Annotated in this window: 12 protein-coding genes; 5 read left to right on the plus strand and 7 right to left on the minus strand. The window is 53.1% G+C overall.

Annotation, left to right across the window (positions count from 1 at the left end):
* Positions 1-15: 15 nt before the first annotated feature.
* Entirely contained in the window at positions 16-996 is a 981-nt protein-coding gene (gene ydcK, locus ABK821_RS14035) for a YdcK family protein (RefSeq protein WP_308563358.1), read from the minus strand.
* Between the two features lie 228 nt (positions 997-1,224).
* Here ydcK and tehB point away from each other — a divergent pair, with 228 nt between their 5' ends.
* Positions 1,225-1,821, plus strand: coding sequence for a tellurite resistance methyltransferase TehB (tehB, locus tag ABK821_RS14040; RefSeq protein WP_138362213.1), 597 nt, complete (start codon positions 1,225-1,227; stop codon positions 1,819-1,821).
* Here tehB and pepT read toward each other — a convergent pair.
* Complete coding sequence (pepT, locus tag ABK821_RS14045; RefSeq protein WP_142501896.1) at positions 1,818-3,047, minus strand: peptidase T; 1,230 nt, start codon at positions 3,045-3,047, stop codon at positions 1,818-1,820. The genes tehB and pepT overlap by 4 nt on opposite strands.
* A gap of 113 nt (positions 3,048-3,160) precedes the next feature.
* On the opposite strand from pepT, the gene ABK821_RS14050 reads away from it, so the two are divergent.
* The gene (locus tag ABK821_RS14050; protein WP_142501897.1) at positions 3,161-4,753 is read left to right on the plus strand and encodes an ABC transporter substrate-binding protein; all 1,593 of its coding nucleotides are present in this window, start codon (positions 3,161-3,163) and stop codon (positions 4,751-4,753) included.
* A 100-nt stretch (positions 4,754-4,853) separates the two neighbouring features.
* Here the strand turns inward: ABK821_RS14050 and ABK821_RS14055 are convergent, their stop codons facing one another.
* Positions 4,854-5,750, minus strand: coding sequence for a DMT family transporter (locus ABK821_RS14055; RefSeq protein WP_138362216.1), 897 nt, complete (start codon positions 5,748-5,750; stop codon positions 4,854-4,856).
* Positions 5,751-5,931: 181 nt separating this feature from the next.
* Between ABK821_RS14055 and ABK821_RS14060 the strand changes: the two genes are divergently transcribed.
* A complete protein-coding gene (locus ABK821_RS14060) occupies positions 5,932-6,798 on the plus strand; it encodes a helix-turn-helix domain-containing protein (protein ID WP_142501899.1) in 867 nt (288 codons plus the stop codon).
* Here the strand turns inward: ABK821_RS14060 and ABK821_RS14065 are convergent.
* The 4 genes from ABK821_RS14065 to ABK821_RS14080 form a co-directional block, all read right to left on the minus strand.
* Positions 6,778-7,944 carry a benzoate/H(+) symporter BenE family transporter gene (locus tag ABK821_RS14065; protein WP_395033970.1) on the minus strand — a complete coding sequence of 389 codons (1,167 nt, stop codon included), beginning with the start codon at positions 7,942-7,944 and terminating at the stop codon, positions 6,778-6,780. The genes ABK821_RS14060 and ABK821_RS14065 overlap by 21 nt on opposite strands.
* A 218-nt stretch (positions 7,945-8,162) precedes the next feature.
* Positions 8,163-8,591 (minus strand): bifunctional diaminohydroxyphosphoribosylaminopyrimidine deaminase/5-amino-6-(5-phosphoribosylamino)uracil reductase RibD, encoded by a 429-nt coding sequence (locus ABK821_RS14070; RefSeq protein ID WP_142501901.1) that lies wholly within the window; start codon positions 8,589-8,591, stop codon positions 8,163-8,165.
* A gap of 280 nt (positions 8,592-8,871) precedes the next feature.
* Complete coding sequence (locus tag ABK821_RS14075) at positions 8,872-10,014, minus strand: phytanoyl-CoA dioxygenase family protein (RefSeq protein WP_142501902.1); 1,143 nt, start codon at positions 10,012-10,014, stop codon at positions 8,872-8,874.
* Between the two features lie 8 nt (positions 10,015-10,022).
* Complete coding sequence (locus tag ABK821_RS14080) at positions 10,023-10,853, minus strand: SDR family oxidoreductase (protein ID WP_142501903.1); 831 nt, start codon at positions 10,851-10,853, stop codon at positions 10,023-10,025.
* A gap of 112 nt (positions 10,854-10,965) precedes the next feature.
* On the opposite strand from ABK821_RS14080, the gene ABK821_RS14085 reads away from it, so the two are divergent.
* Together ABK821_RS14085 and ABK821_RS14090 are read left to right on the plus strand one after the other, a co-directional pair.
* On the plus strand, positions 10,966-11,979 hold the full coding sequence (locus ABK821_RS14085; RefSeq protein WP_343178403.1) for a LacI family DNA-binding transcriptional regulator: 1,014 nt from the start codon (positions 10,966-10,968) through the stop codon (positions 11,977-11,979).
* A gap of 135 nt (positions 11,980-12,114) precedes the next feature.
* Positions 12,115-12,675 carry a helix-turn-helix domain-containing protein gene (locus ABK821_RS14090; RefSeq protein ID WP_138362220.1) on the plus strand — a complete coding sequence of 187 codons (561 nt, stop codon included), beginning with the start codon at positions 12,115-12,117 and terminating at the stop codon, positions 12,673-12,675.
* Positions 12,676-12,748 lie beyond the last annotated feature (73 nt).

The raw sequence follows: 12,748 nt of genomic DNA on the forward strand, positions 1-12,748 counted from the left end.
CAGTGGGCGCCGAGGCTACAGGAAACCCACTATGGGTGTGCGGGTAACATGCTCGTCGCCGTTAATCACTTTCGCGCCGCGAAGATGAATGGCAGCGCCGGGGGCCGCCGTTATCCGCACGTCATCGCAGATGGTCACCTGATGCTCAATCACCACATCGCCACAGATAACCGCATGGCCTTCGACCCGCACGTTGTCGTCAAGCAGAATCGGCCCGCCGCGTAGCTGCGCATGTCCACCGACCGTCACCCGATGCTTTAGCAGGCAGTTTCCTTCCACGATCGCGTGTTCTGCCACCTGCGAACTGTAGCGCAGGGTTGGAATGGCGTCCTCTTCGTGCCCGGCGATAATTCGCGCGTTGCCGTATACTCTGGCGTTATCACAGACCCAGATAGTGTTTTCTGCATTGCCTTCCAGGCGTGCGTGGTCGAAGATTTCCGCCCGGTGCTCAATAAACGCGTATTCCACAAAGGCGTTACCGTATATCTGCGCCTGATGAACAATTTGCGATGCACTCACGATAGCCTGTTGATGGATACGCAGGATTTTATCATGATCCGCGGTTAACCCCTGGGCGGCGATAATCAGAGAATGGGGGAGGATCCGCGCATTGTCCGCCACCTGACATGCACCGCGGATCTGCGAACACGCAACGGTGACGTTGTCACTTATCTGCGCATGATGACTGACGCAGACATTATCCAGGTGAACGCTATCGCTGATAATCGCGCCATGGCTGATTATGCACTCGCCGGTTAAGCGCGCATCGCCTTTAATCCTCGCGCCGGCGAAAATGGCGCTATTGGTATCATAAACCCAGCACGCGCCGTTCTGGCTCAGCGCGGCTTCATCGTCCAGCCAGCCGCCTTCGCTCCCGCTTTTCACGTCGGCGAAATCACGCAAGGCGACAATTTGCCGTAAATTCACGCTATGTTTGATCCCGTCTATATGATAGTGAAACGGGCGAACGTTGTCGCTGAGACGATATTTACGCATCTGTCTATCTCACTACTTACGCATAACATAAACATAGCAAAAAACACCGTAGCGCGTTTTTTAAGGTTCTTTTAAAATGCAACTTAAGTTTAAAGCCAGAATCCGACGCGAGACGGGAGTGACCGCCAGGTTATTTGGCGCTGGTTCAGGGCGTGATTACGCTCACCGTTATGCCAGCGCCTTCTGCCCGCTGTGGGTTCATGTTGCACACAAAAATAAGGATTAATCATGACGCTTCGTGATGAAAATTACTTCACCGATAAATACGGGCTGACACGCACGCACTCAGAAGTGGTGTATGCCGCGACGCTGATTGCGCCAGGCAAGGCGCTGGATCTGGGCTGCGGTAACGGGCGCAATAGTCTGTATCTGGCGGCCAACGGTTTTGAGGTAACCGCGTGGGATAAAAACCCGGCGAGTATCGGGAATCTTGAAAGCATTCGTCAGGCGGAAGGACTGGAAAGGCTGGAAACGTCGATTAAGGACCTTAATACGCTGAGTTTTGACGGCCAGTATGACTTTATTCTCTCCACCGTGGTGATGATGTTCCTTGACGCGAAGACTATCCCTGGCCTTATTGCCAATATGCAGCGCTGCACCAGGCCTGGCGGCTATAACCTGATTGTAGCGGCGATGGATAGCGAGGATTATCCGTGTACCGTCGACTTTCCGTTCACTTTTAAACCGGAAGAACTGCGTCATTACTATGCGGACTGGGCACGACTCAAGTACAACGAAGACGTCGGTGAACTGCACCGCACCGACGCCAACGGTAACCGGATCAAACTGCGTTTTGCCACCATGCTGGCGCGCAAACCCGCTTAACGGGCCGCCAACAGGCAGAGCTGAAACGCGGTCTGATAAGAGGCTTCAAAGGCGCGCAGCGGCAAAAATTCAAATTTTGAGTGGAAATTGTGCGCGCCGGTAAAGAAGTTTGGCGTTAACACGCCCTTTGCCGAGAGTGCTGCGCCATCGGTGCCGCCGCGCATCGGCGTGGGTTTCGGCGTAATTCCCAGGCTTTCCATCGCCTCGAACATTAAATCAATGGCCCGCCGGTCCTCGCCGATTGCATTGCTGATATTGCTATAGGTATCGCTGACCTGAAATTCGACTTTACCGGTGGGATACTGCGCAGCGATTTTTTGCGCCACCTCGCCAATCTGTTGTTTACGGCGCTGAAAGCCTTCGAGGTCGAAATCGCGAATACTGGCCTGCAGCAAGGTGCTGTTCTGGTCTCCCTTGACGCCGTTAAACCAGACGTAGCCTTCCCGACCGGCGGTATGTTCCGGCGTTTGCAGGCGATCAAAATGGCTTATGTAGTCAGTGGCCATCAGCAGCGGGTTGACCAGCACGCCTTTTGACGACATCGGGTGCGCCGTGACGCCGGTAAAGCGGATCTCTGCCGCCGCGGCATTAAAGTTTTCATAGACGATTTCACCCAGCTCGCAGCAGTCGATAGTCCAGGCAAAATCGACGGCAAAGCGCGAGAGATCCAGCGCTTTCGCGCCGCGCAGGCCAACTTCTTCATCCGGTACAAACGCGACGACGATATCGCCATGACGATGTTCCGCCGTCAGGTTTTCCAGTACCGTCATCACTACCGTCACCGCAGATTTGTTATCGGCGCCGAGCACGCTGGTGCCATCGCTAAAAATAATCTCTTCATCGCGATACGCGAGGATTTCCGGGTGTTCAGCCACCCGCAGCCAGATGTCTTTGTCAGCGTTCAGACAGAGATCGTCTCCTGTAAAACGCAGAATTTGTGGATGAATATCCGCTGACAGGCCGACGTCCACGGTATCGATATGGGTAATAAAGCCAATCCGCGGCGCGCCTGGAACGTTACCTCTTTTTACCGCTGTAACGGTCGCGTGTTCGTCAATTACGATCTCATCCAGCCCCAGTTGCCGCAACTCATCGGCAAGGGCCTGCGCCATTGCGTGCTGCCCGTCCGTGGTCGGGAGTGTGGTGGCGCGCGGATCGCTCTGACTGCTGATTGCCAGGTAGCGAAAGAAGCGTCGGGTTAATTGACTGGCTAACGCTGATGACATAGTGATTCCTTCTTTATTCGTGTTATTAGGTGTTTGCAATCATGCTTTAGTGTTATGTATGGAAGGGAAAACAACAAGCGATTCATTCGCTGACAAATTAAAAAGGAAAGCATATGCAACGCAAATTTATCAGGCTTGCTCTGGCATTCGCGGTTCTGACTGCCAGTTCTGCGGTTAGCGCAAAAACGCTGGTCTACTGTTCCGAAGGATCGCCGGAAAACTTTAACCCACAGCTCTACACCTCCGGGACCAGCGTAGACGCCAGCGCGGTGCCGGTTTATAACCGGCTGGTCGATTTTAAAGCCGGGACCACTGAATTGCAGCCAAGCCTGGCGGAAAGCTGGGAGGTCAGCGACGATGGCAAAGTCTATACTTTCCATTTGCGCAAAGGGGTGAAATTCCAGAGTAATAAATATTTTAAACCGACCCGTGATTTTAATGCTGATGATGTTATCTTCTCATTTATGCGGCAAAAAGATCCGCACAATCCCTATCATAATGTTTCCAATGGGAACTATTCTAATTTCGAAAGCCTCGAATTTGGGCAGCTTATTACCCATATTGATAAACCGGATGAATATACGGTGCGGTTTACTTTAGCGCATCCGGAAGCGCCGTTTGTGGCGGACCTGGCCTGGTATTTCGCCTCTATTTTATCGGCGGAATATGCGGATGCGATGCTCAAAGCCGGGACGCCGGAACGCGTGGATATGGATCCGATTGGTACCGGGCCTTTTAAACTCGCGCAATATCAAAAGGACTCCCGCATTCTTTTCACCGCGTTCCCTGAATACTGGCAGGGGAAAGCGCATATTGACCGTCTGATTTTCAGCATCACCCCGGATGCTTCAGTGCGCTATGCCAAACTGGAAAAAAATGAGTGTCAGGTGATGCCGTTCCCGAACCCGGCGGATTTGCCGCGAATGAAGGCGAATAAAGACATTAATCTGATGAGCAAAGCGGGCCTCAATACCGGTTTCCTGGCCTTCAATACCCAAAAAGCGCCGCTCGATAACGTTAAGGTCCGCCAGGCCTTAGCGATGGCCATTAATAAACCGGCCATTATCGACGCCATATTCCACGGTACGGGCACGGTGGCAAAAAATTTACTGCCCCCGGGAGTGTGGAGCGCGGACAGTACCCTGAAGGATTATGATTACGATCCGCAGAAGGCCAAAGCTTTGCTGCAGGAATCAGGCGTGACCGGCCCGATTACCATCGACCTGTGGGCGATGCCGGTGCAGCGACCCTATAACCCAAATGCCAAACGTATGGCTGAGATGATACAGGCCGACTGGGCGAAAATTGGCGTGCAGACCAAAATCACCACTTATGAGTGGGGGGAATACCTGAAGCGGGTAAAAGATGGCGAGCATCAGGCGGCGCTGATGGGCTGGACCACCGCCACCGGCGATCCGGATAACTTCTTCGGTCCGTTATTTACCTGTCAGTCGGCAAACGGGGGATCTAACTCGGCAAAATGGTGCTATCAGCCATTTGATAAGATCATCGCTGAGGCAAAATCGATAACCGATCGCCAAAAACGTGAAGCGCTATATATTCAGGCCCAGCAGATGATGCACGACCAGATGCCGGCGGTGATGATTGCCCATTCGACGATTTTTGAACCGGTACGTAAAAACGTTTCCGGCTACGAAATCGATCCTTTTGGCAAACATATTTTTTACCAGGTGGATATCAAATAATATATTGATATCACAGGATTTGCAGGCCGGGTCAGGCGTTAGCCGCCACCCGGCAGCAATGCCGAACACTCTCTCTGGTATGTTATCCAGCGAAAGTGAATCAGGCGGGTTTACGCCGCAAATGCCACTGTTCAGGACGGGCGAACATCACCAGATTTCCGACCAGTATCAGCACCAGCCCAATCACGGCATTGTGATGCCAGACATATCCTTCATAAATCGTGGAAATCGACAGCGCTACCAGCGGGAACAGCAGGGTACTGTAAGCGGCTTTGCTCGCACCGATTCTCCCCAGCAAGGTGAAGTAGGCGGCGAAAGCGATAACCGAACCGAACAACGCCAGATACAGCAGCGCGCCCATATAGCTCAGCGTCCACTGAGGCGAAAAATCATCGCCGCGCACCAGGGCAATCGCCCCCATCACCAGCGTGCCATAGAGCATCGCCCAGCTATTGGTACTTAATGTGTCCAGGCCACGGCGCTGGTGGCGAATACTGAGCATATTTCCCAAAGAAAACCCGTAGGTTCCTGCCGCGCTCAGGGCGATACCCAACAGGATCGATGCATTGAGGCCGCTGGCCCATAAATCATCCCAGAATAGCGTGACGATCCCCGCGAGGCCCAGTGCGGCCGCCAGCCAGAAGCGACCCGGAGGCGGCTGGCGGAAAAAAAGAAAGCTGTTAATCGCGTTAAACAGCACCGCCATGGAAAAGATCACCGATTCCAGACCGGTATTGATATACGCGGCCGCGGTATAGAAGCACCAGAAATTGAAGCAAAACACGCAACAACCCTGCAGCAGGCAGAAAAAATGGTCGCGTCTGCTCAACGATCCCAGACGACGGGTGACCCGCAGAATGGTCAACATTGCGGCGCTGGCGACGGCAAAACGCCAGAAAATGGACACCGGCGCGGCAACCGGGCCCTGCTGTAAAAAAATCGCGATCCAGGTCGTCCCCCAGATGACGACAACTAAGCCATAGAGTAAAGCGTTCACAATGTCTCTCCTGTGAGTGTGGTCGCGACTATTTTGCGCTGGCGGAGAGAGGGGCGCTGTCATCGGCTTGTTGCCGACTTGCAAAATCTTGCGCATATTTTGCTTTATCGGCAGTGAATACTGGTATCTGTCGGCGGCTCTTCATAGACTGGATATCTGCGAAATCGACAATGTGAAGGCTATGGTTTACGAGACTTTCGAAACATTGCGGCGAAAGAATGCCGTACTGCGGGAGACGGTGAAGCTTAACTCAGGTATTCAGCTGGCAGCCTGGTATAACAATCTCGATACCATAACGGTACAAAGCGGTCATCACACGCTGAGTTTGTATATTGCCGATGGCTATGAAAGCTATCAAAAAACACCTCACGGCTGGAAAAACGGCGGCGGGCCGGATCGTTTCTGTCTGATGCCGAAAGGCGATGAGAGCACCTGGGATATTCGCGGCGATCTGTCGTTTGTGCATTTGTACTGTACCGATGAACATTTGCGTCGAATTGGTGAACAGATCTGGGACCGTAGCCCGGCATCGTTGACATTGCAGGTGAAAACCTTTGCCAGCGATGACAGGATCACTGCTGTTTATCGCCAGTTTCTCCTGAGTAACGACTGGCAACAGAAAGCGAACCAGCTCACGCTCAGTTCTGCCAGCACGTTGTTGCTGACGCACCTGATCCAGCATTACGCGAACGTCCAGTGGCGTTTACCGACGGTCACCGGCGGGCTGGCGCCCCACGTATTGCGTAATATTGTGGCGTTGATTGAAGAGAATCTGGACCAGCCGCTAACGCTGGCCTCCCTCGCCCAGGAAGCGGCGCTGAGCGAGTACCATTTCGCGCGCATGTTTCGTCAATCGATGAAAATGGCCCCACATCAGTACGTGATGCAGCGCCGGATGGTTAAAGCGCAGGCGCTGATTTGTCATAGCTCGTTGCCGTTAACCGATATCGCCATCGCCTGTGGTTTTAGTTCCGCCAGCCACTTTAGCAACCGGGTCAAGAGCGCCACGGGTCTGACGCCATCACAGCTACGCGCGGCGCAGCGTTGACAGCAGAGTATAGCTGACGCCGCCCAGCACCAGCCCCCAGAATGCGGAACCAATACCTGCCAGCGTGACGCCGCTGGCGGTGATCAGAAACGTGATTACTGCCGCATCACGCTCATTCTCATGATTCAGCGCCTGAAACAGACTGCCGCCAATGGTACTGAGGAGCGCCAGCCCGGCAAGCATCTGTATCCAGGCGATGGGTAACGCCGACATCAGAGCGGTGATCGAACCGCCGAAAATTCCCGCCAGAAGATAAAAAACGCCAGCCGCCGCAGCCGCAAGCCAGCGCTTTTGTGGTTCCGGGTGGGCTTCCGGGCTTTGGCAAATGGCGGCGGTAATTGCCGCGATACAGATGGAGTAGACGCCAAACGGCGACAGCAGCAGCGCCAGCCCCCCGGTCGCAACGATTAACGGTGAGGCGGGAACGCGGTAGCCGGAGGCCTGAAGGGTGGCGAAGCCGGGAGCGTTTTGCGAAGCCATCGTGACAAGGAAAAAGGGCAAACCGACGCTGAGCAGCAGCGTCGGGGAAAAAACAGGGGCAATATACGCAGGCGCGACAAAATCAAAGTCTATTTGTGACGCCGTCACCTCTCCGTTTAATCCGGCAACCATGCCGCCGACCAGCAGGGCGGCCACTACGGCAAAGCGGGGAAACCAGGCTTTACATAGCAGCCATGCGGCTAACATACTGCCGCACAGCAGCAGATTGCTCTGCAGAGCGGCGAAAGCCTGCATACCGAAACGCAGCAGAATGCCTGCCAGCATAGCCGCCGCCAGCGAATGGGGAATGATTTTCATCAACCGCGCGAATATACCGGTGAGACCGCAAAGCACGATTAAGACGTTGGCAAAAATAAAGACACCTACCGCCTGTGCCAGGGTGACACCTTGCAGGCCGCTGACCAGTAGCGCAGCGCCTGGCGTTGACCAGGCGGTGAGAACAGGCGCCTTGCGCCATAACGTTAACGCCAGCGTGCTGACGCCCATCCCGAGACCTAACGCCGTCATCCAGCCGGCGATTTGCGTAGCATCCGCGCCCGCAGCGGCGGCGGCCTGCCAGATAATGGCGGCGGAACTGGCGTAGCCTACCAGTACGGCGACAAAGCCGGCGAGTAGCGTCGGGAAAGGAAGAGAGAAAGCGCGCATGATAACACCTTGTGCGTTATAACGGTCGTTGCACTTTAACATTGTACGTTATAGCGTACAATAAACTTATTAACGTCGCCTGATGGCACGAGGCGGACCGAAGAGGGAGGGGCGCTATAAGCGAGATAGAGACTTTCATCCCCTGAAAATTACGCTATTAGGTGATCCAGAGTATACGCTTACGGGTCAGGAAGACATTTTTCCTACGCTGCCTAAGATTACTTGACTAAATAAGGTGACAGAAAATTTTCTACTTCTTGTCTTCCGAGCCCCAGGGTTAAGCTGATTCCTGCAGTTTTTAAAATTTTGAGTCCTTCTCCCCTGTTTCTAGGATGCGGGTCTTCCATAGCTACATAGATATGCCGCGGCTGCAATTCAGCAAGTGTTAAAGCACAAGATGGAGTTCTGCCTTGATACGAACAGGGTTCAAGCGTGACAAAAATTTCACATTCACCAATAGGAAACGCAAGTTTTGAAATAGCGTCAATCTCTGCGTGGTGATAGCCTGGAGATTGTGTGAAACCTTTGGAAACCACATTACCCTTATGGACGATCACGCATCCTACCGGTGGATTTGGTTTGCATTCGGGCAATGCCTGACGTGAGTATTCAAGCGCTAACAGCATGAAGTCCAGTTTTTCTCTCATCTTTTATTTTCTGCCTGAGTTTGCAGGTTATAGGTTTACGATTTTTAAGGCATATGGCATGAATGTCTATAATTAAAATGAACTACATAACAACTATCAGCCACTCCAACGTTGATTAATACGGATTGACATTAGAAACGTCCGTCCCTGGCACTTAACTGACCGCTGCGAATATCTACTCCGAGCGAACAGCAGACATTAAAGCAATAAAGCGACGCCTGGTTCCATCGGCATGACACCCTCCATGTCAGTGAGCTATGCCATGCTCACATACATATAGCTATGCTTTTCTCTTGTTCTCGTGATTTGCCAGTAGCCGGATAAACTCTTCAGGCGAACAACCCTGTTTTAATGCCGCAAGCAACAGATGCTGTTGAGTTTCTGGCACAAGTCCATTTAGCGGCGGATCGGTATCAAGATTCGTCGGGAAGGAATAGCCTTCACCGCTTGCTGCCACAATTGCCAGTAACTGCTCATCGCTCAATGGCTTACTTAGCAGAGTGGGGTAAATCGCCTCCATTACTTTGACGTGATTAACTTTTTCCATTGTTTTGCCAAAGGCGGATGAGACCTGCAGCAAATTAGCCGTGCGCACATGATCCTGTGTGACGTTATTTCCCGCGGCATGAAACAGCGCCGGATTGAAGAACAGCCCGTCGCCTTTTTTCAGTGGCAACTGAATGGCATGGTGCTGGAAAAATTCTATAAAACGCGAATCGCGCCAGGCCAGATATCCCGCTGCATATTGCTGCGACCACGGTAAAAGTTGCGTCGGCCCTGATTCTATCGGCATATCGCTGTGCGCGACCGCCCCCTGAAGCGTCAGGTATTGTGACAGAATCTGCAGCGGCAGCGGGAAGCAGGCGACGACCTCATTAGGCTGAAAACCAAGATGATAATCCCGATGCGGCTGTTGTGCTTTGCCGCCCGGACGGACCTGATTCACCTGAGCCGTAATTTCATAGCCGGGGCCGACCCACGCTTCGCAAATCAGTGCCAGCAAAGGATTACTGTAGTATTCGACGAAGACACTGGCATCACGCTCCGCGACTTTTTGCAGCGCATTCCAGATACGGCCATTGCTGCCAGCTTTGGCAAAATGGTCGCCGCCGCAGCCGTTTGCCGCTTCACTGGCGAGAATATCCTCAAACACTTTATTGCTGCTATCTATGGCGGAGACATCGCTGTATAAGCCCTGAACCACGAACACGCCTGGTCCGCCAGACAATGCATGATGCAGTTCACCCAGCAGGGTTTGACGATCTGTTTTGGCTGCTGCCATCAGATCATCATGATGATAGAACAGGACATTTTTATCGGCGGAACGCGCCAGCGGGAAGTCTTCTTTACGCAACCTTTGCGCGCATAGCGTTGCGAACTGATCGAGAGAAATATGGCTATCATCAATATAGAGAGTCTTCATTTTTTACCTCACAGAGTCAGAGCATGCGATGGCTGAAAGCCACCATTGTCCCCACAACCCACCACACTTTGATCAAAATCGATCACCGCACCGGTCATCATTCCCGACTCCCCGGACAGGAGAAACGCGACGCCACGCGCAACCTCCGCGGGCTTCAGCAGACGGCCAAAAGGTTGTGCCTGCTCAGCGCTACTCAGCCAGTTTTCCTCAGCACCATGATATTGCCGTTGAATGTCGTGCTCATGCGGCGTGTCCATCCAGCCAATGTTCAGGCCGTTTACCCTGATACGATTGCGCATGGCGCTGAAGGCCACGTTTTTGGTTAGCGTGACCAGTGCGCCTTTTGATGCAGCGTATGCGCTCAGAAAGCTCTGGCCGCCGTGGGAAGTCATGGTGATGATATTGACGATGCTGCCTTCTACGCCTCTGGCAATCATCAGTTTGATCGCCGCCTGCATCAGAAAAAAAGGCGCGCGAATGTTGACTGCCATAATTGCGTCAAATAATTCCGGAGAAGTGTCAAGGATGGTGCCGCGGTCGGACATACCTGCACAGTTCACCAGTCCGTGCAGTGTGCCAAACGCCGATTCTGCTGCGTCAACCACTTTTCCGCAGGCTTCTGGCGAACTGATATCCGCTTCAACAAATATCACTTCACACCCGGTGTGGCTGAGGGTTTTGGCCTGTTCGCGGCCGGCTTTTGCGTTACGCCCGCAAATCACAATACCCCGCGCCCCACGTTTTACCAGCAGATGGGCAACAGCTGCGCCTAATCCCTGGGTTCCGCCGGTAACGACGAACACTTTATTGTTAAAACTACCGCTTTCACTGAGATTCATATGTTGTCCTTTCTTATTGAGTAGAGTCAGGTTTATCCGCTTGCTTACTCTGACCTTAGCAATTACATTCGATTAACAATACGTCTACATAACCTCAAAAAGACCTCAACTTATGGCAAGGTCATTCTCCATTAAACAAATCGCGGCTCAGTCTGGCGTCAGTAAAGCCACGGTAGACAGAGCGTTGCACCAGCGCGGCAGTGTGAGTCCGCGTACTGCTCGTCGCGTTGCTCAGGCCATCCGCGATTTGGAATTACAACAGCGCGCCAGCCTTGCAAGCGGCCGCACGTTGCCGATCGACCTGGTAATGCATGCGCCGGAACGCTTCAGCTCATTAACGGTGGTGGCGCTGCTCGGCCAAATTAAAAACTTTGCGCCTTTCCGGCTGACGCTACGCTGCCACATTTTTGAAGAGGTCACGCCTGAGGAGTTGCAACACGAGCTGCGTCGCTGCGGCAATGACAGTTACGGCGTATTGCTAAAAGCCAGCGACAATCCGTTGCTTGAGGGCACTATTGCGGAACTGGCGGCGCTCAAGGTGCCGGTGGTCACGCTGGTCACTGACCTGCCGCACAGCAGGCGTATTCGCTATGTGGGTATGGACAATGCCGGGGCGGGGCGAACAGCTGCATGGCTCCTGTCGCGGTGGCTTCAGAAGGCGGAGCAGACGGTCGCGGTCGTGATCAGCAGTACTGATTTTCGCGGAGAAGAACAGCGTATGGCAGGCTTCGTTGAGGCGCTAAATCAACGGACTCCGTATTTGAAAACCATCGCTGTTAGTGAAGGATATGGTATAGATTCACTGACTTTTACGCAGATGTGCAAGGCGCTGGAACAGGACCATTCAATCCGGTCTGTTTACAGCGTGGGCGGGGGAAATAGCGCGATTTTGCAGGCTTTTTCAGCGATGAAACGAGACATAAACGTCTTTATTGGCCACGATCTGGATGAGGAGAACCGTAGGCTGCTGGCGGCTGAAAAATTGGATGCGGTGATCGATCATGACCTGAATGAAGACGCGCGTTCAGCGTTTAGCTCAATCCTGCGTTTCCATGGCTTTTTGCCGGAAACAACGGATGAAATAGCGTTATCACGCGCAATTGTTGTAACGCCTTATAATATCTAAAATATTTTATGTATAGATGCCCGCTCCTGCGCTATTGCGTCAGGCTGACACGGTGCGCAATCGCGTTTACCGCTAAACGTTCTGTGGAATCCATTGAATATGCGTATAATTCCTTCAGATATAACGGGAGGTGGAATGAATATTGCGCAACATCTGTCGACAACGTTAAAAACACTACGTCAACAGCGTGGCTGGAGCCTGTCGCGACTGGCGGAAGAAACCAGCGTATCGAAAGCGATGCTTGGCCAGATTGAACGTAACGAATCCAGCCCGACGGTTGCCACGCTGTGGAAAATCGCCACCGGCCTCAACGTGCCGTTTTCTGCCTTTATCGTTGCCGATAACGCCGCCGGGCCGACGGTGTTTGATCCCCAGCAGCAGGCCATGGTGGTGACGCCCATTTTTCCCTGGGATCCGGTGCTGCGATTCGATCATTTATCCGTTACGCTGGCTCCCGGCGCGCTGAGCGAATCCGCACCCCATGAGAAAGGCGTTATCGAGCATGTGGTGGTGATTAGCGGTGAACTGGAACTCTGTTTGCAGGGGGAATGGCAGTCACTACGGCCCGGCGAAGGGCGACGTTTCGCCGGTGATGTCGCCCATGCCTATCGCAATAACGGCGTGCAGACAGCCCATTTCCATTCGCTGATTCATTATCCGAAAGAAAACAAAAGCCGCGGCCTGGCAAATGACTAAGATAATAATCACACCATGACGTGGAAAATCCGCAATACGTGATAACGGTATCCGCGGACATTTTTCCAGAGAA

Origin of the sequence: Klebsiella sp. KE9456, from assembly GCF_043832615.1 — a bacterium.
GTDB classification, from domain to species: Bacteria; Pseudomonadota; Gammaproteobacteria; order Enterobacterales; family Enterobacteriaceae; genus Klebsiella; species Klebsiella indica.

What these genes read in the sequence shown, in the direction of transcription:
- tehB (WP_138362213.1), top strand. Translation starts at nt 1,225, where the DNA reads ATGACGCTTCGTGATGAAAATTACTTCACCGATAAATACGGGCTGACA.
- ABK821_RS14065 (WP_395033970.1), bottom strand. Translation starts at nt 7,944, where the DNA reads ATGCGCGCTTTCTCTCTTCCTTTCCCGACGCTACTCGCCGGCTTTGTC.
- ABK821_RS14075 (WP_142501902.1), bottom strand. Translation starts at nt 10,014, where the DNA reads ATGAAGACTCTCTATATTGATGATAGCCATATTTCTCTCGATCAGTTC.
- ABK821_RS14060 (WP_142501899.1), top strand. Translation starts at nt 5,932, where the DNA reads ATGGTTTACGAGACTTTCGAAACATTGCGGCGAAAGAATGCCGTACTG.
- ABK821_RS14085 (WP_343178403.1), top strand. Translation starts at nt 10,966, where the DNA reads ATGGCAAGGTCATTCTCCATTAAACAAATCGCGGCTCAGTCTGGCGTC.
- ABK821_RS14090 (WP_138362220.1), top strand. Translation starts at nt 12,115, where the DNA reads ATGAATATTGCGCAACATCTGTCGACAACGTTAAAAACACTACGTCAA.
- ABK821_RS14080 (WP_142501903.1), bottom strand. Translation starts at nt 10,853, where the DNA reads ATGAATCTCAGTGAAAGCGGTAGTTTTAACAATAAAGTGTTCGTCGTT.
- pepT (WP_142501896.1), bottom strand. Translation starts at nt 3,047, where the DNA reads ATGTCATCAGCGTTAGCCAGTCAATTAACCCGACGCTTCTTTCGCTAC.
- ABK821_RS14070 (WP_142501901.1), bottom strand. Translation starts at nt 8,591, where the DNA reads ATGAGAGAAAAACTGGACTTCATGCTGTTAGCGCTTGAATACTCACGT.
- ABK821_RS14050 (WP_142501897.1), top strand. Translation starts at nt 3,161, where the DNA reads ATGCAACGCAAATTTATCAGGCTTGCTCTGGCATTCGCGGTTCTGACT.
- ydcK (WP_308563358.1), bottom strand. Translation starts at nt 996, where the DNA reads ATGCGTAAATATCGTCTCAGCGACAACGTTCGCCCGTTTCACTATCAT.